Origin of the sequence: Acidisphaera sp. L21, from assembly GCF_009765685.1 — a bacterium.
In the GTDB taxonomy this organism is placed as follows: domain Bacteria; phylum Pseudomonadota; class Alphaproteobacteria; order Acetobacterales; family Acetobacteraceae; genus LMUY01.
In genome coordinates, this window is sequence record NZ_LMUY01000145.1 from 281,169 (window position 1) to 303,294 (window position 22,126).

The window sequence follows — 22,126 nt, forward strand, 5'->3', positions numbered from 1 at the left end:
TTCGTTGAATGACCGACACGCTGCGCATTGCGCTGGCACAAATTAATCTCCACGCCGGGCAGATCGAGGCCAACCTCGCCGCGATCCGCCGCGCCAGGGCCGAGGGCGCAAGGCTTGGCGCCGACCTCGTCGTCACTCCCGAATTCTCCGTCGGCGGCTATCAGCCGGAGGATCTGGTCCGCCGTCCCGACTACGTCGCCGCCTGCGAGGCGGCCGTCGCCACCCTTGCCGCCGACACGGCCGATGGCGGTCCCGGCCTGATCGTGGGCGGCCCATGGCGCGACGGCCCGCATTTGCACAACGCCGCCTTCGTGCTGGATGGCGGCCGGATCACGACGCGCCGGGCCAAGCACGAACTGCCCAATTACGGCGTGTTCGACGAAAAGCGCGTATTCGATGCCGGTCCCGCCCCCGGCCCGGTATCCTTCCGCGGCTTCCGCCTCGGCCTGATGATTTGCGAGGACTGGTGGTACCCCGACGTCGCGGAAACCTTGGCCGAAAGCGGCGCCGAGATGCTGCTGTCGATCAACGGCTCCCCGTTCGAGGACGGCAAGCCCGCCCGCCGCATCGACCTGGCCGTCCGGCGCGTGGTCGAAACCGGCCTCGCCTGCGTCTTCTGCGCCATGGTCGGCGGCCAGGACGAAGTGGTGTTCGACGGCGCGTCCTTCGTGCTGAACCCCGACCGCTCCCTAGCCGTGCAGATGCCGTTCTTCGAGGAAAGCGTGACGCTGACCGCGTGGACCCGGCAGGGCGAAATCCTGGTCTGCACCCCACAGCCGCCAGCCAAGGAACCGGATCGCTTGGCGTCGATCTATCGCTGCCTGGTCCTTGGTTTGGCGGATTACGTTCGCAAGAACCGCTTCCCCGGAATCCTGCTTGGCCTGTCCGGCGGCATCGACTCGGCTCTATCGGCCGCGGTCGCGGTCGATGCGCTCGGCCCGGCCAGGGTGCGCGCGGTGATGATGCCGTCGCCCTACACCGGCCAGCACTCGCTGGAGGACGCCGCCGCCTGCGCCCACTTGCTCGGCATACGCTGCGACACGGTGCCGATCGCCCCCGCCATGGGCGCGTTCGACCAGGTGCTCGCCCCGCTGTTCCAGGGCCGCCAATCCGACACCACCGAGGAAAACATCCAGGCCCGCTCCCGTGGGCTGATCCTGATGGCGCTGTCGAACAAGTTCGGCGACATGCTGCTGACCACGGGCAACAAGAGCGAGATGTCGGTGGGCTACGCCACGCTGTACGGCGATATGTGCGGCGGCTATTCCGTGCTGAAGGACGTCTACAAGACCACCGTCTTCGACCTATGCCGCTGGCGCAACGCCAACCACCCACCCCACGCGCTCGGCCCGACCGGCCCGGTGATGCCCGATCGCGTGATCAGCAAACCACCCTCCGCCGAGCTGAAGCACGACCAGACCGATCAGGACTCCCTGCCGCCCTATGCCGAGTTGGACGCCATCCTCGCCGGGCTGGTGGAGGCGGAGCGGTCGGTCGACGACATGGCGGCCAGCGGCTTCGACCGCGCCACCGTGCTGCGCGTCTGGCGGATGCTGGACCGCGCCGAATACAAGCGCCGCCAGGCCCCGCCCGGCGTGAAGATTACCGCCCGCGCCTTCGGACGGGACCGTCGCTACCCCATAACGAATGGATATACCGAGTTGGTGGCCTAATGAGCGATCTGTTTGCGCCGGAGGGTGGCTGGAAGGTCCGCATCCTCGACCTCTCCGGCGCCTCCGACGACAAGCTGGTGGAGGAAGTCGCGGGCTTCCCCACGCTGATGCAGGCCAACGCCTTCGCCCGCGCCTATGTCCGCGACAGTGTGGACCGCTGCCGCGCACCGGGCATGAGTTCGCGCGCCGTGCTGGACGCCTGGTTCGCCTTTGGCGAGGACGCGGAGATCACCGACAACCCGCAGGGCGCCTGGCGCAGCGCCACCGAACTGGCCGAGTTCGGCGAGCGACCCGGCAGCGAAGAGGACCGCGATTGGCGCGCCCTCGATCCCCGCCTCGAAGAAGACGAGGACGACGAGGATTGACAGTTTGACGGCGCTCGCCCCGCTCGGGTTTGGACCAGAGGGCTGGGGCGCCGCGCTATTGCTGGCGACAGGGATGACGCTGGCCGTGTCGGTCTGCGCCTTCTTCGCCGGGCTGGTGTTCGGCACCATGGGCGCGGCGGCCAAGCTGTCGGGCGGCCCGGTGCTGCGCAGCGTGGCGGGCGCCTACACCACGATCCTGCGTGGCATCCCGGATCTGCTGGTGATCTACCTGTTCTATTTCGGCGGTTCGGCCGCGATGACGCAGATCGCTACATGGCTCGGCGGCAGCGGCTTCTTCGGCTTGAACGGCTTCATGGTCGGCGTCCTAGCCGTCGGCATCGTCTCCGGCGCCTACCAGACGGAGGTGCTGCGCGGTGCCTACAGCGCCATCCCCCGCGGCGAGATCGAGGCCGCCCGCGTCGCCGGCATGGGCCCGGCGCTGATGCTGCGCCGAATCACCGGCCCGCTGGCCCTGCGCACCGCGCTGCCCGGCATGGGCAATGTCTGGCAGATGGTGCTGAAAGAATCGGCTCTGATCTCCGTCACCGGCCTGGTCGACCTCATGCGTCAGACCGAGGTAGCGGCCGGCTCCACCCGCCTGCCGTTTTTGTTCTACGCCACCGCCGCCTGCCTCTACCTCGTGCTCACCACCATTTCCGCCACCCTCTTCCGCGGGGCGGAGCGCAGCACCCGGCGCGGCATGGCCCGCGCCTGATGGCATTCATCGCCGACACCCTGCTGCAACTGCTCGCCGGGGTGCCGATGACGCTGGAGCTGACGGCGATTTCGGTTTCTGCCGGGGCCATACTTGCGGGCGTGCTGGCGCTGCTCACCCGGCTCGGCGGCCCGGCGAGTTGGATCGCGCGCGGCTACATCTTCGTCTTCCGTGGCTCGCCGCTGCTGGTGCAGATCTTCCTCATCTATTACGGGCTGGGCCAATTCCCCGCAGTGCGGCAGAGCCTGTTTTGGCCGTTCCTGCGCCAGCCCTGGTGGTGCGCGCTGCTGGCCCTGTCGCTGAACACCGCCGCCTATGGCGCCGAAGTCATCCGCGGCGGCCTGCTGGCCGTGCCGAAGGGCCAAATCGAAGCCGGCCGCGTGTGTGGCATGTCCACCTTCACGCTCTACCGCCGGGTCATCCTGCCGCTCGCACTGCGCCAGGCGCTTCCAGCCTACGGCAACGAGGTCATCATCATGGTGAAGTCCACCTCGCTCGCCAGCGTCATCACGCTGATGGAGGTCACCGGCATCGCCAAGGGCATCATCAGCGAGACGTTCCGCGCCCTGCCAGTCTTCGCCTGCGCGGCGGCGATCTATCTCGCGATCAACTTCACCATCGCCGGCGCGGTGCGTCTGCTGGAGCGTCGGCTGGGGGTGGCATCATGACCGAGATCGCAGTGGCCGTCCGCGGCCTGGAAAAACGCTACGGCGCCATGCCGGTGCTGCGCGGCGTCTCGCTGGAGGCGCGAACCGGCGAGGTGATCTCCATCATCGGCGCCTCCGGCTCGGGCAAGAGCACGATGCTGCGCTGCATCCCCCTGCTGGAGGTGCCAGAGGCAGGGGAGGTGGGCGTCGCCGGCGAGTGGCTCCGCTGGCGCCCGAAAGGCACCGGCCGCGTCCCAGCCGACAAGGCGCAAGTCGCCGCCCTGCGTGCCCGCTTGGGTTTTGTGTTCCAGTCGTTCAACCTGTGGTCCCACCGCACCGTGCTGGGCAACGTCATCGAGGCGCCGGTGCACGTGCAGGGCCGCCCCCGCGCCGAGGCGATCGAGGAGGCGGAGGTGCTCCTGGCCAAGGTCGGCCTGGGCGACAAGCGCGATTCTTACCCGGCGCAGCTCTCCGGCGGCCAGCAGCAGCGCGTCGCCATCGCCCGCGCCCTCGCCATGCGCCCCGCCGCCCTGCTGCTGGACGAACCCACCAGCGCCCTGGACCCAGAGCTGGTCGGCGAGGTCCTACGTGTCATCCGCGCCCTGGCCGAGGAAGGCCGCACCATGCTGATCGTCACCCACGAGATGGGCTTCGCCCGCGACGTCTCCAGCCGCGCCATCTTCCTGCACCAGGGCATCATCGAGGAAGAGGGGCCACCCGCCCAGGTCTTCAACGACCCCATCAGCGACCGCTGCCGCCAATTCGTCACCAGCCATTTGCGGCGCTAGGCCGGTATTTCCGGGTAATCCATCCCGCTCATCGCCTTCGCCGCACCAATGCGCAGCCGCGTGCTGTGCGCCACCAGGCCCAACCCCAGCCGCCGCAACGGCTGCAGAGCGCCCGACCGATTCATGAGCGCCCGCGTCGCCAGATCCGTCACACGCAGCACCCGCTTGGCGACGGCGTGCCGCTCCTCCGCCCAGCGATCCACCGCCGCGCTGCGATCGCCGTCCGGCTGGGACAGCGCATGCGCCAACGCAAATGCGTCCTGAATGCCCAAATTCATCCCCTGCCCACCCACCGGTGAGTGGATGTGCGCCGCATCGCCCAACAGCACGACCTGCCCATGCCGCACATGATCCGCCTGCCGCCGGCTGACCCGGAACGGCGACCACCAGGTCGGGTCACGCAAGCTCACCCCGTCCCGGGCGAACGGCTCCAGAGAATTTTCGGCCGGGGTCTGCGCGTCGTCGGGCAGCACCACGACCGAACGCCACTGGCCATCGGGCAACGGGAAGAACACGCCCGGCCGCTCGCCGCCGGGAAAAGCGTGGATGCGCGCCGGTTCCAGCCCCGTCGCGGTGCAATCCACCAGCAAGAGATGTTCGGCATACTGCGCGCCAACGAACTGGGCGCCGACGCCATGGCGCACGGTGCTATGGGCACCATCGCAGCCGATGATCCAATCCGGCCGCACGACTTCTTCGGCCCCATCGCCATGGCGCAACCGGGCCGCGCCGCCCTCCAGCGCCACGAATTCGACCGCGCGCTCGGCGGCGCCGAACGCGTCGTCCAGCAGGCGCTCGGTATCCTGCTGCGGCAGCATCATGATGGGCGGAAGGCTCGGATGAACCTGTGGCAGTTCGATCTGCACCGGGTGGCCAGCCCCGGCATGCACGCTGATCCCCTGCACGTGCTGCCCGGCCGCCACGAACTGGTCGGCCAGACCGAAGCGCTGCATCACCTCCAGCGTGCGGGCCTGCACGCCCAGCGCCCGGGACCACGGCAGCCGCGCCGGCAGCTTGTCGATCACCCGGCAGGCAATGCCATGGCGACGTAACGCTAGACCGAGGGTGAGGCCGGTCGGACCGGCCCCAACAACGAGCACGTTCATCGCACGGCCTCCTCTCCCGAAAATGCTACGGCGTGGGCAGATCCACCCGGAAGCTCTCGATCACGGTGTTGGCCAGCAGCTTGCGGGCCATGTCCTCACCAAATTGACGTGCGCGCGCCGGATCGGTTTCCGCCAGATCCAACTCGATCACCTTGCCGGCGCGAACCTCGTTCAGCCCGGCAAAGCCCAAATTCCCCAACGCATGCCCGATCGCGCGGCCCTGCGGGTCCAGCACGCCGTCCTTCAGCATGACCGTCACGACAATTTTCATTGCATCGCCTCCGGACCCTTCAAATCGCGCGACCCGGCCTCCGGCAAAATGCCCAGGCGGCGGGCGACCTCCTGATAGGCCTCCTCCACCCGCCCCAGATCCCGCCGGAACCGGTCCTTATCCATCTTCTCGTTCGTCTTGCTGTCCCACAAACGGCAATTATCCGGGCTGATCTCGTCGGCCAGGACGATGCGCATGTCGTCATCCTCCCAAAGCCGGCCGTACTCGACCTTGAAGTCGATCAGCGTGATGCCGACGCCCAGGAACAGGCCGGACAGGAAGTCGTTCACCCGCAGCGTCAGCGCCACGATGTCGTCCATGTCGGCGGTATTGGCCCAGCCGAATGCGGTGATGTGTTCCTCCGCGACCATCGGGGCGTTGAGCGCCTCGTTCTTATAATAGTACTCGATGATGGAGCGGGGCAGGCGAGTGCCCTCCGGAATGCCCAGCCGGGTGGACAACGACCCGGCGGCCACGTTGCGCACCACCACCTGCAACGGGATGATCTCGACTTCGCGGATCAGTTGCTCGCGCATGTTCAGCCGGCGCACGAAATGGGTCGGCACGCCGATCTCACCCAACCGCACCATCAGATACTCGCTGATGCGGTTGTTCAGCACACCCTTGCCGGTGATGATCCCCTTCTTGGTGCCGTTGGCCGTGGAGGCATCGTCCTTGAAATATTGCACCAAGGTTCCGGGCTCGGGTCCCTCGAACAGTACTTTGGCCTTGCCCTCATAGAGCTGCCTACGGCGAGCCATTATCCGTATCCTTGTGTGAGACGCGCCCTATAGCAGCCGTAATGCCCCCTCGCCACCCGCGCAATCAAGTGATGGGAGAGAACGGCACGTTGCCGGTGCGCCCGGCGGCAAACAGCCAGGTGGCCCGCCCCTGCGCCGGAACACCCACCAGGGAGCCGCAGACCGTGCCGAACCCCGCCTCGCCCGGCACGCTCAACGACGCGGCCCGGGGGCCTGCGCCATCCGCCAGCAGGACCGGCCACGCGCCCCAATCCGGCGGCATGGGTGCGGCGGCGGCACGGAACCGCGGTAGATGCCTGGCGACGCGCGGGCTGCTCTCATCGTCCGGATCGTGCGACGTGACCATGTGCAGGCCCGGTTCCAGCGTCACCAAATCCAACCGCCCGTCTTCATCGTTGCGGACGAACCAGACGCCGCTGCGGTCCGCCAGAACCAGGTTGAAGCTGCGGTAACTGGCGCCACGTACCGTCATAACCGCCTGAGCCGCTTCTAATGCAGACGCGTGCTCCAGCGCCATCAACGGCAGCATGCCTCGGCTGAGCTTGCCCGCTGCCGGCCCCAAACTGCCCGGCCTGTTCAACACGGCCGCCACTACGCCAGCGGGGTTCATACCCATCCAGGTGCCGCCGGCGGTCCGATCCCGTCCAGCGATCACGCCGGGTCGCTCATTCCAATACGCTGCCGGGGGATCCCATGGCCGATCCAGGCGCTCGTCCCGGTTGGCGGCAAGCAAAAGCGGCCAGGCATGACCTGGCCGCTGTAGAGTGATCACGGTGCACACGCGACCTATAATGGGCGCGTGCAGCTAGCGTTACCAGCGGTGGCCGTGCCGCCAGCGGCGCTCTTCCCACCGATGGTGGCGCACCCACTGCCGGTGACGCCACTCGCGATGATGATAGCCGCCATAATATTGGATCGGCTGAACCAGCGACGCTGCCGGAACCGTGTCCAAACGCGCCACGGGCGCCGCCGAAGCAGAACCGATAGCACCCGCGCCAATCAGGCCGGCGAGGGCAGTCAAGGTCAACAAGGTCTTACGCATCAGGGGGACCTCCTAAATGATCCATGCTCTAACTACGCAGCAATCAAGTCGGTTCCCAGGCGCAATTATGATAACATCAGGGCGTCATTCCGCCGCCATTGCGGAGGCTTGCGGGCCGAATACCCGGTCGAACACCTGGTCCACCGCCCGCAAATGCATCGCCGGGTCCATCGCGGCATCCACCGCCGCGGGCGTGATGCGCCCGGCGACGTCCGGGTCGGCCAGCAGATTGTCGCGGAAGCCGCGTCCGTCGGGCTTGCCGAGGTTCTCCCACGTCGCCATCGCGTTGCGCTGCACGATGCGATAGGCGTCCTCACGCAGAATGCCGGCCCGGGTCAGCGCCAGCAGCACCTCGCCGCTATGCACCACGCCGCCCAGGCTCTCCAGGTTGGCCAGCATCCGCTCCGGATGCACCACCAGTTTCTCCATCATCCCGGCCAGCCGCATCAGCGCGAAATCCAGTGCCTGGGTCGCGTCCGGACCGATCACCCGCTCCACGCTGCTATGGCTGATGTCCCGCTCGTGCCACAGCGCCACATTCTCCAGCGCCGGCACGGCGGCGGCGCGCACGATGCGGGCCAGCCCGGTCAGGTTCTCGCTCAACACCGGGTTGCGCTTGTGCGGCATCGCCGAGCTACCCTTTTGCCCGGCGTGGAAGAACTCCTCCGCCTCCCGCACCTCGCTACGCTGCAGGTGCCGCACCTCGATGGATAGCCGCTCCACCGCGCTGGCGATCACCGCCAGGGTGCAGAAGAACTGCGCATGCCGGTCGCGCGCGATCACCTGCGTCGACACCGGCTCGATCGCCAGGCCCAGCGTGCGCGCCACGTGCGCCTCCACCAGCGGATCCAAATGCGCGTAGGTGCCGACTGCGCCCGAAATCGCGCAGACCGCGACTTCCGCCCGGGCGGCGACCAGCCGAGCCCGATTGCGCGCGAACTCGGCGTAATGCCCGGCCAGCTTCAGCCCGAACGATGTCGGCTCGGCATGGATGCCGTGGCTGCGGCCGATGGTCAGCGTGTATTTATGCTCGATCGCTCGCCGCTTCAGCGCTGTCAGCACCGCGTCCAAATCCGCCAGCAACAAATCCGCCGCCTGGGTCAGTTGCAGCGACAGCGTGGTGTCCAGCACGTCGCTGCTGGTCATGCCCTGGTGCACGAAGCGGCTCTCCGCCCCCACGCCCTCGGCCAACCAGGTCAGGAACGCGATCACGTCATGCCGCGTTTCGGCCTCGATCGCGTCGATCCGGTCGATATCGCTTTCATCCATGGCATCCAGCATCGGCTGCCCCTTGGCACGGATCGCGATAGCGGCTTCCTTCGGGATCGTGCCCAGCGCGGCCATGCCATCGGCAGCCGCGGCCTCGATGGCGAACCACAGGCGATATCGATTCACGGGCGCCCAGATGGCGGCCATATCCGGGCGGGTGTAACGCGGAACCATGGAGTCACTCCTTCACGGCGACCTTCTACAACAACTGACGTCGCTGGCGCAGGTCCTGTTCATCGACCTGGTCCTCGCTGGGGACAACGCTGTCGTCGTCGGGATGGCGGTCGCCGGGCTGCCCAAGGCGCAGAAACGCAAGGCAATCATCGGCGGCATCGCCGGCGCCGCGGTGATCCGCATCCTGCTTGCCCTCGTCGCGCTGGAACTATTGGCCGTCATCGGCCTCATGCTGGCCGGCGGCGTGCTTCTGCTATGGGTCTGCTGGCGCATGTATCGGGAGTTGCGGCCCGACAAGCGCCACGGCGTTACGATCGCCCCGCCAAAATCGCTCGCCTCCGCCATGCTGCAGATCCTGCTGGCCGATCTGTCCATGAGCCTGGACAACGTTCTGGCAGTGGCCGGCGCCTCCAACGGCCATACCGGCGTGCTCGTGGTTGGCCTGGTCGTGTCGGTGGTGATGATGGCCGTCGCCGCCAGCCTCATCGCCCGCCTGTTGGAGCGGTTTCGCTGGATCGCGTGGGTCGGCCTGACCATCGTCCTGTTCGTCGCCTGCAAGCTGATCTTCGAGGGCGGCGAGGACGTCTGGCACCACCTGCCCGCTGCGACACCGTAACGTTTGCCGCCGTCGGCCCCGACGGCTAGACTCCGACCCAAGACGAAAATCAGGGGAACACCATGCATCCGGAAACGATGGCGGTTCATGCCGGCTGGCGACGCGATGCCAGCACTGGCGCAGTGGCGGTGCCGATCTACCAGACCACCGCCTTCCAGTTCGACAGTTCGGACCACGCGGCCAACCTGTTCGCCCTGAAGGAACTGGGCAACATCTACACCCGCATCATGAACCCCACCGCCGACGCGCTGGAAAAGCGCGTGGCGGCGATGGAGGGCGGGGCGGCCGCACTGGCACTCGCCTCCGGCCAGGCTGCCAGCGCGCTGTCGATCCAGAACCTGGCCAAGATGGGCGACAACATCGTCTCCTCCACCGACCTATACGGTGGCACCTGGAACCTGTTCGCCAACACACTGAAGGACCAGGGGGTGGAGGTCCGCTTCGTCGACCCGGCGGACCCGCAGGCTTTCGTCCGTGCCTCCGACGACCGCACCCGGGCCTGGTATGCCGAAACCCTGCCGAACCCGAAGCTGCGCGTGTTCCCGATCGCCGAAGTCGCCGCCCTGGGCCGTCCGCTCGGCATCCCGCTGATCATGGACAACACCGCCGCCCCGATGCTGGTGCGCCCGTTCGACCATGGCGCCGCGATCATCGTCTACTCCGCCACCAAATACCTCGGCGGCCACGGCACGGCGATCGCCGGCATGATCGTCGACGGCGGCAATTTCGACTGGGCCGCCCACGCCACCCGCCAACCCGCGCTGAACACGCCCGACCCGTCCTATCACGGCGCCGTCTGGAGCGAGGCCGCCAAGCCGCTCGGCCCCATCGCCTACATCCTGAAGGCCCGCGTCACCCTTCTGCGCGACCTCGGCCCGGCGATCAGCCCGTTCAATGCCTTCCTGGTGCTGCAGGGTATCGAGACCCTGCCGCTCCGCATGAAGCGCCACTGCGAGACGGCGCTGACGATCGCCACTTGGCTCGCCAACCGCCCGGAGGTCGCAAAGGTGATCCATCCTTCCCAGGCGCAGGGCGCCAATGCCGAACTCACCACCCGCTACCTGCCAAACGGCATGGGTGGCCTATTGGGGTTCGAACTGCATGGCGGTGCGGCCGCCGGCAAGCGCTTCATCGACGCGCTGCAATTGTTCTACCACGTCGCCAATATCGGCGACGCCCGGTCGCTCGCGATCCACCCGGCCAGCACCACCCACTCCCAACTGGATGACGAGGACCAGATGAAGAGCGGCGTGTCGCCGGGCTACGTGCGCCTGTCGATCGGCCTCGAATACGCCGACGACCTACTGGCCGACCTCGACCAGGCGCTGAAGGCCGCCAGCTAGCCTACCAGCGCGCGAACGCCGCCACCACGATGGTGGCGGCAGCCAGCGCCAGATTGGCGGTGATCAGGCTGCGGATCGACCCGGCGGCCTCCGCACTCGGCTGGGCGCGGAACCGCCGCCACGGGCCGAAGAACACCACCAGAAATAAGATCGCCATCACCAGGCCGAGTGTCTGCATGACGTTCACCGCCACCGGCAGCGCCGCGAACCCGCCATACACGCCGAACACCATGGCCCAGCCGGTGATCAGCACCAGCGGCATGGCGTGCCAGACGATCAGGAAGAACCGGCGGAACGTCTGGCCCAGCAGCACCAGCCGGTCCGGCGGGGCGAGCACCCCTAGGCTCGGCCGCAGCACCATCAACGCGTAGGCCATCCCGCCGGTCCAAATCGCCATCGCCAAGATGTGCAGCGCCAGCACCAGGCTCCAGATCGTCACTGCGACATCTCCCCGATCAATTGCACCAAGGCGGCCATCTCCACCGCCGCCGCCGTGCGGGGCGCGGCTTCGATCACGCCCTGGCCGCGCTCGAAGGCCTGGGCGAAACCGGCGCGATTGCCCAACATGGCGGGGATCACCGTATGGCCGGACGCCGTCACCACGGCAAGCGCACGTTCCCGTTGTTTCGGCGTGGTCGGTGCCCGATTGATCACCAGCACTGCCCGCCGCCGCTCCGCGGTCGCCAGCGTCATCGTGCCCTCGGCCGCCCACAGATCGGGTGCAGAGGGCTGCACCGGCACCAGAATCAAATTGGCCGCCCGGATCACGCGCTTGGCGTCCAGGTCCAAATGCGGCGGCGTGTCGATCAGCAACGTGTCGAAATCGCGCTGCAGCCGGTCCAGTCCTCCCCCGACCCGCCAGCCCGATAGCTCGGAAAACCCGATCGCCGCAAGCCCGGCTTGGCGGGCGCGGATGGCGTGCCACCGCGCCAGGCTCCGCTGCGGATCGGTGTCCAGCAGCGCCACCCGGCCCCGCGTCGCCAGCGACGCCGCCAGGTTTGCCGCGAGCATGGTCTTGCCCGCGCCGCCTTTCTGCTGCGCTATCGCGATCACCAACGCCATCTAGCGACTCCTAGGGACGCCGCACCATGACGGATCGGTTGGCGTAGGGCGAGCAGGAGGGTGCGTATGGCGGCGGCTGAGCAGAAACCGAGTATTCCAACGTTGATGGAGTTTTTCGTCGTTGTCGTCCGCATCGGCCTCACCAGCTTCGGCGGCGGCCTGTCCGGCTGGCTGCTGCGCGAGTTCGTGCAGCGCCGCCACTGGCTGGATGAGGAGGAGTTCCTCTCCGGCCTGTCTCTCGCCCAGGCCTTCCCCGGCGTGAACGTCGTCAACCTTTCGATCTGGATCGGCTACCGCCTGCTCGGCACGCGCGGCGCCCTGGCCGGCGCCTGCGGCATCATCGTGCCGCCCGCCATCCTGGTGGTGCTGATCGCGGCGCTGTTCGCGGCGCTGACGGATTATCCACTGACCCATCTGGTGCTGGACGGCGTGGGCGCTGCGGCGGTCGGCCTTTCGCTGCAAATGGGCATCATCGCGGCCCGGCGGGTGGCGATGAAGGGGCTGGAACAGATCGTCATCATGGCGGCCGCCTTCGTCGCGGTCGGGCTGCTGCACATCTCGCTCCCCCTCGTGGTCGTGGTCCTGGGCGCGCTCAGCGTCAGCCTGGCGTATTGGAGGCTGGCGCGTGCGTAGCATCACCCTTGCCCTGCTGGTGCTGTTCGCCCCGCTTTCCTTGGCCTCGGTGGGCGGGGGGCAGACGCTGGTGGCCGACATCCATCACCAGGTCGTCGCCAACCGCCATTGGCTGACGGAGGGCCAATTCGTCGACGCCTTCGCCATCGCCCGCATGTCGCCAGGCCCGGGCACGTTGCTGGTGACGCTGATCGGCTGGCAGGTCGCGGGGATCTGGGGTGCTATCGTCGCCTCCTTCGCCATTTTCGCGCCCACCGCATTCCTGGTCTACGGCCTGGCGCGGCTGTGGGCCCGCAGCCGTGGTGCACGCTGGCAGCTCGCCCTGGAAACGGGGCTGCGCCCGGTGGCCGCCGGCATGATCCTCGCCTCCGGCCTGGTGTTGATCGAGGCATTGGAGGGCGGATGGCTCGCCCGCGGCATCGCCATCGCATCCACCAGCATTCTGATGGCAACCCGCTTGAACCCAGTGCTGTTGATGGCATGCGGCGCGGTGGTGTTCGTCGTGCTGCATGGGGTATTGCCGGGATGAACGAGTTGCTGACTCCGGCGGAAATGACACAGGCGGATGCCCTGGCCATCGCCGGCGGCGTCAGCGGATATCACCTGATGCAGCGCGCCGGCTGGGCTGTCGCGCGCGCCGCCCGCCGCCTCGGCCCATGCCGAACCCTGGTGTTGTGCGGTCCCGGCAACAATGGCGGCGACGGCTACGCGGTCGCCCGCCTGCTGGACGGCGCTGGCTGGCCGGTGCGCCTGGCCGCCCTGGCGCCGCCGAAACCCGGCACCGATGCGGCCTTGGTCGCCGCCGAGTGGTCCGGCCCCACCGCCCCCTTCACCCCGGCCGAGGCAGCCCGGGCCGACCTGGTGATCGATGCCGTATTCGGCGCCGGTCTTGCGCGGGATGTGGACGGCCTGGTCGCCGACACCCTGGCCGCCGCCCGCCGCATCCTCGCCATCGACACGCCCTCCGGCGTCGACGGCGGCACCGGCGCGGTTCGCGGACGGGCCGCACAGGCCGAAATCACCGTCACCTTCTTCCGCCGCAAGCCCGGCCATTGCCTGCTGCCCGGCCGTGATTTGTGCGGCCGGATCGTGCTTGACGATATCGGCCTACCGTCCGCCGTGCTGGACCAGATCCAGCCCCAAGCCCGCGCCAATACCCCGGCGCTGTGGACGTTGCCGGTTCTTCCGGCTTCCACCCAGAAATACGCCCGCGGCTACGTCTCGGTGCTGGGCAGCGCCTCGATGACCGGCGCCGCCCAACTCGCCGCTGCCGCCGCCCGGCATGGCGGGGCAGGGATGGTCACCATCGTGGCGCCGGGTCACGCCGGCCGCTACAGCCACGTGCCCGCCGGGTTGATCGTCAACGACCAGCCATTGGACGAACTGCTGGCCGACAAGCGCCGCACCACCTGGGTATGTGGCCCCGGCCTGGGCCAGGATGCCGCCCGCGACGCGCTGCCGAAATTGCTCGCCGCCGGCCGCCAGGTCGTGGCCGATGCCGACGCCCTGGGCGCCCATGCCGGCCACCCCGAAGCGCTGCGTGGCGCCGCCGTCATCACCCCGCACGAGGGTGAGTTCGCCAAGCTGTTCGGCCCCTCCGGCACCGACCGCCTGGGCGCCGCCCGCGCGGCCGCCAAGCGCGTGGGAACGATCGTGCTGCTGAAGGGCTCCGACACCGTCATCGCCGCCCCCGACGGTCGCGCCGCCATCAACGGCACCGGAACGTCCGCCCTCGCGACCGCCGGCGCCGGCGACGTCCTATCCGGCCTCGTCGCGGCCCTGCTGGCCGGCGGCATGCCCGCGTGGGAGGCGGCTTGTGCCGGCGCATGGCTGCACGGACGGGCTGGGGAGTTGCTCGGCCCGGGCCTCGTGGCGGAGGATTTGCCCGTCGCCATCGCTCGCGCAATGCGGGAGCTTCGGCTAGAGTGAGGTCGCCTTCAGGAGCGCCTGCCGCATGAGTGAGACGACTGCCCCCATCGGCCTTTTCGACCGGGCAATCCGCCGCATCACCGGCGTTTGGCGCGACATGGCGGCAGGGGTCGCCAACGAGGGCGATCAGAGCATCGCCGCCCAGATGCGCGCCTGCCTGGAGGGCCGCGGCGGAGAAATGAGCGCCCGCAATCGCGCCGCTAAACTCGCCCAGACCTACCTGCAATTGAACGAGCCAGGTCGCACCGCCTTCCTCCACACGCTGGCCGAGTTCGACAGCGATCCGTCCGCCATCGCCGCCGCTTACGACCGCCTGCAATCCACCGAGGACCCGGCCGAACGCACCACCGCCACCGCCGCCCTCCGCCGCGCGCTGGAGCCGCCGCGCGTCCGCCTGCTGACCCAATTCACCACCATCCCGGACGGCATGAAGTTCCTGGTGGACCTGCGCGCCACGCTGCTCACCCGCGTCAAGGGCGACCCCTACCTCGAGGCGCTGGACAGCGACCTCCGCGCCCTGCTGGCCAACTGGTTCGATGTCGGTTTCCTGGAATTGCAGCGCATCGACTGGAGCAGCCCAGCCGTCCTGCTGGAGCGCCTGGTCGGCTACGAGGCGGTGCACGAAATCCGCTCCTGGTCGGACCTGAAGAACCGTCTGGACAGCGACCGCCGCTGCTACGCCCTGTTCCATCCGCGCATGCCCGCCGAACCACTGATCTTCGTGGAGGTGGCGCTGGTGCGTGGCCTCGCCGGCAGCGTGCAGCGCCTGCTGGACAAGAAAGCGCCCCTGCTGGACCCGAAGGACGCCGACACCGCGATCTTCTACTCCATCAGCAACTGCCAGCGCGGCCTGGCCGGCATCAGCTTCGGCAACTTCCTCATCAAGAAGGTCGTGGGGGTCCTCGGCGACGAGTATCGCAACCTGAAAACCTTCGCCACGCTCTCTCCCATCCCCGGCCTCATGCGCTGGCTGAACGAGCAGTTGAAGGCGAACGACCCGAAACTGCTGTCGGGCGAGGAGACCACTGCGCTATCCAACCTGCTGCCCGCCGACGCCAAACCCGCCACCGGGGCGGAGGCGCTGGCCACCCTGCTCGGCCGCCGCGGCTGGGCCCGCGACACCGCCGTCGTCAAGGTGCTGGAGCCGATCCTGACCCGGCTCGCCGCGCGCTATTTGCTCACCGAATCCCGCGGCAAGCGCGCTTTGGACCCGGTGGCGCATTTCCACCTCGGCAATGGCGCCCGGGTCGAACGCCTGACCATGCTGGCCGACACCTCCGACAAGGGCGTCAAGGAAAGCGCCACCATGATGGTGAACTATCTCTACGACCCGGCGAAGATCGAAGACTATCACGAGGAATATTCCGCCGAGGGCAAGCGCAACGCCACCACCGCCGTCCGCAAGCTATCGAAAGGCTGGCAGTGAGCGAGGCCGCCACCGATTCAAGCCTTGCGCTGCTGGAGCAGATCCAGCGCAAATTGCTCTGGTTGTCCGCCTGGACGATCCACAACGCCAACCATATCCGCCCCAATAGGGACGGGCTGAAGGTCGGCGGCCACCAAGCCTCCTGCGCCTCGGTCGCGGCCATCATGACCGCGCTGTATTTCGATATCCTGCGCCCGCAGGACCGCGTGGCCGTAAAACCCCATGCCGGCCCGGTGTTCCACGCCGCCAATCTGCTGTTCGGCCGCCAGACGGTGGACCAGATGTCCCGCCTGCGCAGCTTTGGCGGCGCGCAGCCCTATCCCAGCCGGGTGAAGGATGGTGGTGAGGTCGACTTCTCCACCGGCTCCGTCGGCCTCGGCGTCGCCATCACTTCTTTCGCCTCGCTGATGGCGGATTACGTCCGCCTGCACGGCCTCACCGACGCCCCGCCGGGCCGCATGGTCGCTGTGGCCGGTGACGCCGAATTGGACGAGGGCAACATCTACGAAGCCCTGTTGGAGGGCTGGAAGCACGACGTCCGCAACGTCTGGTGGATCGTCGACTACAACCGCCAGAGCCTCGACTCCGTCGTCTCCGATCGTTTGTTCGGACGGATCGAGGGCCTGTTCGAGGATATGGGCTGGAACGTCGTCACCCTCAAATACGGCACCAAGATGCGTGAGGCCTTCGCCCGGCCCGGCGGCGAGGCCCTTCGCCAATGGATCGACGACTGCCCCAACAGCCTCTACGCGGCGCTCACCTTCCAGGGCGGCGCCGCCTGGCGCCAGGTGCTGCTGGCCGATCTGGGCCGCTCCGCCGATCTCCGCGCCATCATCGACCCGCTGGACGACGCGGCCCTCGGCGCACTGATGACCAACCTTGGCGGCCACGACCTGCCCACCCTGTTAGACGCCTTCCGCACCGCCGACGCCGCCGGCGACACGCCCACCTGCTTCATCGCCTACACGATCAAGGGCATGGGCCTGCCCTTCGCCGGCCACAAGGACAACCACTCCGGCCTGATGAGCCGCGAGCAGATGGAAACCTTCCGCGCCGAGCAACACATTCGCCAGGGCCATGAATGGGATTTGTTCGAGGGCCTGGACACACCCGCACCGGACCTACGCGCCTTCGTCGACAGCGTCCCGTTTGCCCGCAAACTGACCGAGGCAGGCCGTGCCCTCACCGCGCCGCTCATCCCCATTCCCGCCGTCCTACCCTTCACCAAAGCCGCAGGCAGCAAAGCCTCCACCCAGGCGATGTTTGGCGAGATCCTGGCCGAGATCGGCCGCGGGGAGGGCGACTTCGCTCCGATGGCCGAGCGCATCATCACCACCAGTCCCGACGTGACCGTCTCCACCAATCTCGGCCCCTGGGTGAACCGCCGCGGCATCTTCGACCGGCGCACCCGCAACGACGTCTTCCGCGACAGCAAGCTCGCCTCCGCCCAGCGCTGGAGCATGAGCCCCGCCGGCCAGCACGTCGAATTGGGCATCGCCGAGCAAAACCTGTTCCTGTTGCTCGGCGCCGCCGGGCTCAGCCACAGCCTGCACGGCGCCCGCCTGCTGCCGGTCGGCACGGTCTACGACCCCTTCGTCAACCGCGGCCTCGATGCGCTGATCTACAGTTGCTACCAGGACAGCCGCTTCCTGCTGGTCTCCACCCCCTCCGGCATATCGCTGGCCCCAGAGGGCGGCCAACATCAATCCATCAACACGCCGCTGATCGGCATGGCCGCCGACCGCCTCCACGCGTTCGAGCCTTCGCATGGCGACGAACTGGCGATCCTGTTGCGCCACGCCTTCGCCCACATGCAGGCCCCCGATGGCTGCGCCGTCTGGCTCCGCCTCTCCACACGCCAACTCGACCAACCCAGCCGCAGCCTCGACCCGTCTGCCGTCATCGCCGGCGCCCACTGGGTCGTCCCGCCCGCACCCGGCGCCCGCATTGCCATGGCCTATCAGGGTCCGGTCGCGCCGGAGGTAACCGAAGCCTTTGCCGAACTCGCCACCGAGGAACCCGGCGCCGGCCTGCTCGCCATCACCAGCCCCGACCGCCTCCACGCCGGTTGGCTTGACGCGGCCCGTGCCCGCCGGGCCGGCGACCGCGGCGCGCTATCACATGTCGAACGCATTCTCTCCCCATTGGCACCCGGCGCCGCACTGGTAACCGTGCTGGACGGCCATCCGGCGGCACATTCCTGGCTCGGCGCCGTGCGTGGCCAACGCATCGTACCGCTCGGCCCGGACCATTTCGGTCAAGGCGGCGACCTGCCCGACCTGTATCGGGAATACGGGCTGGACGTCGATGCCATCCTGGACGCCTGCGCCCAGGCGCTGCTCGGCTAACGCAGCACATTACAACCGCGGATCAAGCTGGCACACTCCCGTCTGCAAGCATCCCTTGCCACGACGATGAAGGACCTAGGACGATGAAGAAGATCGCTATGCTCACTGCCGTATTGCTGGCGGTGGCACCCATTGGGCGCGCCTACGCCGCCCAGCCCGTCGGCGTGGTGTATTTCACCCTCTGGTCCGCACTGCTCGATCGTCCGGCGAAGGCCGTCATCAAGCAGGCTGCGACCAAGATCCAGCACATTGCCGCCGGCACCGTCACCATCACCGGCTACGCCGACACCTCCGGCAGTGCGGAAGCGAACGACCTGCTGTCCAAGCTGCGGGCGCAGATCGTCATCGACCAATTGGTCGCCGATGGCGTTCCAGCCGCCCGTCTGAAGCGTGCCGACCGTGGCGCCACGCCCGATGTTGGCGGCCCCAATGAGAGCCGCCGGGTGCTGATCAGCGTCGACTGAGCATTACGCGGCCTTCCGGCCCCGCATCGCCTCCACCACCCGCTCCAACGCCTGCGTTTCGTCGCCACCAGCCGTCTGCCACCGTTCGGAGAACGGGGCGGAACTGCTGCGTGGCCGCTCGCCAACCGGCAGGTCGGCGAACCGCAGGCGCATCGGCACCGGAACACCCTCGCCGATCGCGATCGCCTCCGAATTGGCCAGGAAGGGCAGGGCGGAGAACATGGCCGGCGATGCCTCGGACAGCGTCACCTGGATGATCTCCTGGTCCCGCTCGTTCGACATGCGGAACGCGAACACCGTGTTGCACTGTGACAGGATGGTCGCATCCAGTTCGGATGGCCGCTGGCTGATCACGCCGAGGCTGATGCCATACTTGCGCCCCTCCTTGGCGATCCGCGACAGCGCCCGCTTGGCCGGTTCGAACCCCAATGCGGAATCCTGCGGCGCGTAGCGATGCGCCTCCTCGCACACCAGCAGCAGCGGCAGATCCTGCCCGGCCAGCACGGCAAAGTCGAAGGCCAGGCGGCAGATCACCGCCACCACGACGTTCAGTACTTCGGACGGGATGCTCGCCAGGTCCAGGATCGCCAGCGGCTTGCCATCGGCCGGCACCCGGAACAGCCGCCCCAGTAACGCGCCGAAATTGTCGCTGACGAAGAACCCGGTGTCGAAGATGAAGGCGTGCCGCCGGTCGTTTTGCAGCGCCGACAGCCGCGACTTCAGCCGCATGTAGATCGGCAGGTTGGTGCGGTTATCCAGGCTGCCGATCGCCGTCTCCAGCAGCCGGCTCAAATCGCCCATCGTGTAGGGCACCGGGCTATCGACGGTGATCCACGCCGCGTCACGCGGCCGCCCCTGGAAGTTCATCTTCGCCGCCAGCACCAACTCGCGCAGATGCATGATCTCGGCCGTGCTGTCCTTCTTCTCGTGCCCGAAGATGACCTCGGTCAGCTCCTCGAAATTGAACAGCCAGTAGGGCAGGCGGAAATTATCGACCGTCAAATGCTCGGCGCGGTCGCCGAATGCCAGGCCATACTCGCCATGCGGGTCCAGCAGCAGCACGTGGCCATTCGGGCTCTGCTCCAGAATGCGCTTCAGCACCAGGGTCAGCGCGCAGGACTTGCCCGTGCCGGTGGTGCCCAGCATGGCGAAATGCTTGCACAGCAGGTCGTCGATGCCAATCCGCGCCTGCACCCGCGGGTCCTGATGGACATGCCCGATGCTGACGGCCTGTCGGTTTGGCAGGGCGTAGACGATCGCCGCCTCCGCCTGGTCGGCCAGGTAGACGATGGCATCCAGCGACGGCAGGCGGGACACGCCGCGGCGGAAAATGCCGTTGCCGCCGGCGGCACGGTCGCGCACCTCACCCAGCAACCCGATCTCGGCCATCTTCAGCTCCTCGCCCTCGCCGGGCTGCAGCGGCATCGGGGTGCTCAACCCCTCGATCACGCCGTAGACGGTGCCGTGCGGGCTGCGCACCGTCACCAGGCTGCCCATCTGCACGCCGGCCAGGCTGCATGCCTCCCGCTCCAGCAGCACGATGAGTTGCGCCCCTGCCGTAGAAACCACGCGGCCGGCACGTACCCCGTCCCCGACGATCCGCTCCATCGCGGGCTGGGACTGTTCCATGGTTGTGAACGCGTTCATTGGGCCAACTCCAGATCGGGGGCACGGTTCAGAAGGGCGGCGATTTTGTCGGCGGTGGTCGGTCGCCCATAGAAGTGGCCCTGGGCAAAGGCGCATCCGCTGTCGCGAACGAATTTGGCCTGCTCGGCGGTTTCCACGCCCTCGGCCACCACTTCCAGCCGCAGCGCATGCGCCAGTTCGACGATGGTGGTTGCGATCACGGCCGCATCCTCGCTCGTCGTCACGTCGTTGACGAAGCTGCGGTCGATCTTCAGCCGGTCCACCGGCAGCTTGCGGAGGTAGCTCAGCGACGAATACCCGGTGCCGAAATCGTCGATCGCCAGTGCCACGCCCTGCTTGTGCAGGTTCACCAGCGTCTCCGCCGCCACATGCATGTCGTGCATGATCCCGGTCTCGGTGATCTCCAGCTCCAGCATCGAGGCTGGAAGCCCGGTTTCGGCCAGCACGGTGGCCACCAGCCGCGGCATGTTGCCGAACCGGAACTGCGCGGTCGCCACGTTCACCGCGATGATCAGCGGCGGTAACCCGGCGTCTCGCCAGCGCATCGCCTGCTTGCAGCTCTCGCGCAGCACCCAGGCACCGATATCGATGATCATGCCCGTGCGCTCGGCCAGCGGAATGAACTCCTCCGGCGGGATGGAGCCCTGCTCCGGATGGTGCCAGCGCAGCAGCGCCTCCACCCCGGTGATCTGGCACGTCTTCATGTCGATCTGCGGTTGGAACAGCAGGTGCATCTGCGACATCACGCTGGGTTCGCGCAGCGCCTGCTCCAGGAAGGCGCGGCGATGCACCTCCTGGTTCATCGCCTCGTTGTAGAAATGGCAGCAATTGCGCCCTTCGGACTTGGCGCGGTACATGGCCAGGTCGGCATTGCGATGCAGCAGGTCCACCGCGTCCGCGTCATCCGGGAACAGGGTCACGCCGATGGACGCGCCGATGAAAATCGTGCGGCCGTCGATGTCGAAAGGCTGGCCCAGCGCGCCGATCACGCGTTCGCCCAGCGCACTGGCTTGATTGCTGCCCGACAATCCCACCTGCAGCACCGCGAACTCGTCACCACCCAACCGCGCCACCGTGTCGCCCGACCTCAGCTCGTTGGCGATCCGGACCGACACCTGTTGCAGCAGCGAGTCGCCGACCGCATGGCCCAGCGTGTCGTTAACATCCTTAAAATTGTCGAGGTCGATATACAGCAGCGCCAGCCGGCTTCCCTGCGCCCGCGATGCCTCCATCTCCGCGCTCAATCGCCCGCTGAACAGGCTGCGATTCGGCAGCGCGGTCAGCGGATCGTGGCTGGCGAGGTAGGCGAGGCGGGATTGCGTGCCAAGCCGAACCTCCATCTCCTCCCGTAGCGCATTGTTGGCGATCTCGATCTCGAGCTTGGCCTGCCGCGCTTCCGCCGCCTCTCGCTCAGCTTCCTGCCGGGCGGCGATCAGCGCGGCGCTGGCCATCTGCCGGTCGACAAGCTGCCCCATCCGCAGGCTGTAGCGCGTCAACGCACTGCCATCGCGCCCGAGCTGTTGCCGTGAGCCCCGCATTCATTACTCCTGGAAAACGACATCGCCGAGCACGACAAAGCCACTGCGGGCTGCATCAGCGAACGTCGTTCTGTCGTTCACGCCGTTATCAATATTGCGCCAAGGCATTAACGCGTCGTGAATCCAGACACGGATGGAGCAACACCCGGCCGCGCAATCGTTGGAAACAGCTGCCCACCCAGGCGGCCCGCCGCCTCCAACAGCGGGGTGAGCAAGGTATGCGGCCGCGGCGGCCGCAGCCGCAGGGCGGAGGATATGATGCTGATCGCGGCAACGAATTCACCCGCTGGGCCGGGCACGGCGGCGCTG

At 67.8% G+C, this 22,126-nt stretch carries 24 protein-coding genes; 13 read left to right on the forward strand and 11 right to left on the reverse strand.

Going from position 1 to position 22,126, the window contains the following annotated elements:
- Positions 1-8: 8 nt before the first annotated feature.
- The 5 genes from GSQ76_RS27845 to GSQ76_RS27865 are packed head-to-tail and all read left to right on the forward strand — an operon-like array spanning position 9 to position 4,188.
- Positions 9-1,673, forward strand: coding sequence for an NAD+ synthase (locus GSQ76_RS27845; RefSeq protein ID WP_158747310.1), 1,665 nt, complete (start codon positions 9-11; stop codon positions 1,671-1,673).
- The gene (locus tag GSQ76_RS27850; protein WP_158747311.1) at positions 1,673-2,038 is read left to right on the forward strand and encodes a hypothetical protein; all 366 of its coding nucleotides are present in this window, start codon (positions 1,673-1,675) and stop codon (positions 2,036-2,038) included. Before GSQ76_RS27845 ends, GSQ76_RS27850 begins: the two co-directional genes overlap by 1 nt.
- A gap of 4 nt (positions 2,039-2,042) precedes the next feature.
- The gene (locus tag GSQ76_RS27855) at positions 2,043-2,753 is read left to right on the forward strand and encodes an ABC transporter permease (RefSeq protein ID WP_158747312.1); all 711 of its coding nucleotides are present in this window, start codon (positions 2,043-2,045) and stop codon (positions 2,751-2,753) included.
- Positions 2,753-3,421, forward strand: a complete 669-nt coding sequence (locus GSQ76_RS27860; RefSeq protein ID WP_158747313.1) for an ABC transporter permease — start codon at positions 2,753-2,755, stop codon at positions 3,419-3,421. Before GSQ76_RS27855 ends, GSQ76_RS27860 begins: the two co-directional genes overlap by 1 nt.
- A complete protein-coding gene (locus GSQ76_RS27865; RefSeq protein WP_158747314.1) occupies positions 3,418-4,188 on the forward strand; it encodes an ABC transporter ATP-binding protein in 771 nt (256 codons plus the stop codon). Before GSQ76_RS27860 ends, GSQ76_RS27865 begins: the two co-directional genes overlap by 4 nt.
- Here the strand turns inward: GSQ76_RS27865 and GSQ76_RS27870 are convergent.
- The 6 genes from GSQ76_RS27870 to purB all read right to left on the reverse strand — a co-directional run bounded on the left by GSQ76_RS27870 (position 4,185) and on the right by purB (position 8,811).
- Entirely contained in the window at positions 4,185-5,294 is a 1,110-nt protein-coding gene (locus GSQ76_RS27870; protein ID WP_158747315.1) for an NAD(P)/FAD-dependent oxidoreductase, read from the reverse strand. The two genes, GSQ76_RS27865 and GSQ76_RS27870, sit on opposite strands and share 4 nt — an antisense overlap.
- Positions 5,295-5,319: 25 nt before the next feature.
- The gene (gene purS, locus GSQ76_RS27875) at positions 5,320-5,565 is read right to left on the reverse strand and encodes a phosphoribosylformylglycinamidine synthase subunit PurS (RefSeq protein WP_158747316.1); all 246 of its coding nucleotides are present in this window, start codon (positions 5,563-5,565) and stop codon (positions 5,320-5,322) included.
- The gene (purC, locus tag GSQ76_RS27880; RefSeq protein ID WP_158747317.1) at positions 5,562-6,326 is read right to left on the reverse strand and encodes a phosphoribosylaminoimidazolesuccinocarboxamide synthase; all 765 of its coding nucleotides are present in this window, start codon (positions 6,324-6,326) and stop codon (positions 5,562-5,564) included. The genes purS and purC overlap by 4 nt, the downstream gene beginning before the upstream one ends.
- Positions 6,327-6,390: 64 nt before the next feature.
- Positions 6,391-7,107, reverse strand: a complete 717-nt coding sequence (locus GSQ76_RS27885) for an NRDE family protein (protein WP_158747318.1) — start codon at positions 7,105-7,107, stop codon at positions 6,391-6,393.
- A 30-nt stretch (positions 7,108-7,137) separates the two neighbouring features.
- Positions 7,138-7,368 (reverse strand): hypothetical protein, encoded by a 231-nt coding sequence (locus GSQ76_RS27890; protein ID WP_158747319.1) that lies wholly within the window; start codon positions 7,366-7,368, stop codon positions 7,138-7,140.
- 84 nt (positions 7,369-7,452) lie between these two features.
- Positions 7,453-8,811: an adenylosuccinate lyase gene (gene purB / locus GSQ76_RS27895; RefSeq protein WP_158747320.1), complete on the reverse strand. Its 1,359-nt coding sequence runs from the start codon at positions 8,809-8,811 to the stop codon at positions 7,453-7,455.
- Here purB and GSQ76_RS27900 point away from each other — a divergent pair.
- Both GSQ76_RS27900 and GSQ76_RS27905 read left to right on the forward strand, forming a co-directional pair.
- Positions 8,810-9,427, forward strand: a complete 618-nt coding sequence (locus GSQ76_RS27900; RefSeq protein ID WP_158747321.1) for a YjbE family putative metal transport protein — start codon at positions 8,810-8,812, stop codon at positions 9,425-9,427. The genes purB and GSQ76_RS27900 overlap by 2 nt on opposite strands.
- A 62-nt stretch (positions 9,428-9,489) precedes the next feature.
- A complete protein-coding gene (locus tag GSQ76_RS27905) occupies positions 9,490-10,770 on the forward strand; it encodes an O-acetylhomoserine aminocarboxypropyltransferase/cysteine synthase family protein (protein ID WP_158747322.1) in 1,281 nt (426 codons plus the stop codon).
- A gap of 1 nt (position 10,771) precedes the next feature.
- Here GSQ76_RS27905 and GSQ76_RS27910 read toward each other — a convergent pair whose 3' ends face one another.
- Together GSQ76_RS27910 and parA are read right to left on the reverse strand one after the other, a co-directional pair.
- Complete coding sequence (locus tag GSQ76_RS27910; protein WP_158747323.1) at positions 10,772-11,209, reverse strand: CopD family protein; 438 nt, start codon at positions 11,207-11,209, stop codon at positions 10,772-10,774.
- Positions 11,206-11,832: a ParA family partition ATPase gene (gene parA / locus GSQ76_RS27915; RefSeq protein ID WP_158747324.1), complete on the reverse strand. Its 627-nt coding sequence runs from the start codon at positions 11,830-11,832 to the stop codon at positions 11,206-11,208. The genes GSQ76_RS27910 and parA overlap by 4 nt, the downstream gene beginning before the upstream one ends.
- A gap of 66 nt (positions 11,833-11,898) precedes the next feature.
- Between parA and GSQ76_RS27920 the strand changes: the two genes are divergently transcribed.
- The 6 genes from GSQ76_RS27920 to GSQ76_RS27945 all read left to right on the forward strand — a co-directional run bounded on the left by GSQ76_RS27920 (position 11,899) and on the right by GSQ76_RS27945 (position 18,632).
- Positions 11,899-12,465 carry a chromate transporter gene (locus GSQ76_RS27920; protein ID WP_158747325.1) on the forward strand — a complete coding sequence of 189 codons (567 nt, stop codon included), beginning with the start codon at positions 11,899-11,901 and terminating at the stop codon, positions 12,463-12,465.
- Positions 12,458-12,994: a chromate transporter gene (locus tag GSQ76_RS27925; RefSeq protein ID WP_158747326.1), complete on the forward strand. Its 537-nt coding sequence runs from the start codon at positions 12,458-12,460 to the stop codon at positions 12,992-12,994. Before GSQ76_RS27920 ends, GSQ76_RS27925 begins: the two co-directional genes overlap by 8 nt.
- On the forward strand, positions 12,991-14,394 hold the full coding sequence (locus tag GSQ76_RS27930) for an NAD(P)H-hydrate dehydratase (RefSeq protein ID WP_158747327.1): 1,404 nt from the start codon (positions 12,991-12,993) through the stop codon (positions 14,392-14,394). The genes GSQ76_RS27925 and GSQ76_RS27930 overlap by 4 nt, the downstream gene beginning before the upstream one ends.
- A 25-nt stretch (positions 14,395-14,419) precedes the next feature.
- A complete protein-coding gene (locus GSQ76_RS27935) occupies positions 14,420-15,820 on the forward strand; it encodes a malonyl-CoA decarboxylase (RefSeq protein ID WP_158747328.1) in 1,401 nt (466 codons plus the stop codon).
- The gene (locus GSQ76_RS27940) at positions 15,817-18,168 is read left to right on the forward strand and encodes a 1-deoxy-D-xylulose-5-phosphate synthase N-terminal domain-containing protein (RefSeq protein ID WP_254070675.1); all 2,352 of its coding nucleotides are present in this window, start codon (positions 15,817-15,819) and stop codon (positions 18,166-18,168) included. The genes GSQ76_RS27935 and GSQ76_RS27940 overlap by 4 nt, the downstream gene beginning before the upstream one ends.
- 83 nt (positions 18,169-18,251) lie before the next feature.
- Entirely contained in the window at positions 18,252-18,632 is a 381-nt protein-coding gene (locus tag GSQ76_RS27945; protein WP_158747329.1) for an OmpA family protein, read from the forward strand.
- A 3-nt stretch (positions 18,633-18,635) separates the two neighbouring features.
- On the opposite strand, the gene GSQ76_RS27950 is transcribed toward GSQ76_RS27945, so the two are convergent.
- The 3 genes from GSQ76_RS27950 to GSQ76_RS31470 form a co-directional block, all read right to left on the reverse strand.
- Positions 18,636-20,279 (reverse strand): ATP-binding protein, encoded by a 1,644-nt coding sequence (locus GSQ76_RS27950; protein ID WP_158747330.1) that lies wholly within the window; start codon positions 20,277-20,279, stop codon positions 18,636-18,638.
- Entirely contained in the window at positions 20,276-21,817 is a 1,542-nt protein-coding gene (locus GSQ76_RS27955; RefSeq protein WP_158747331.1) for a bifunctional diguanylate cyclase/phosphodiesterase, read from the reverse strand. The genes GSQ76_RS27950 and GSQ76_RS27955 overlap by 4 nt, the downstream gene beginning before the upstream one ends.
- A gap of 107 nt (positions 21,818-21,924) precedes the next feature.
- Positions 21,925-22,126, reverse strand: a 202-nt coding sequence (locus GSQ76_RS31470) for a hypothetical protein (protein WP_216851325.1), incomplete at its 5' end; no start/stop codon positions are given.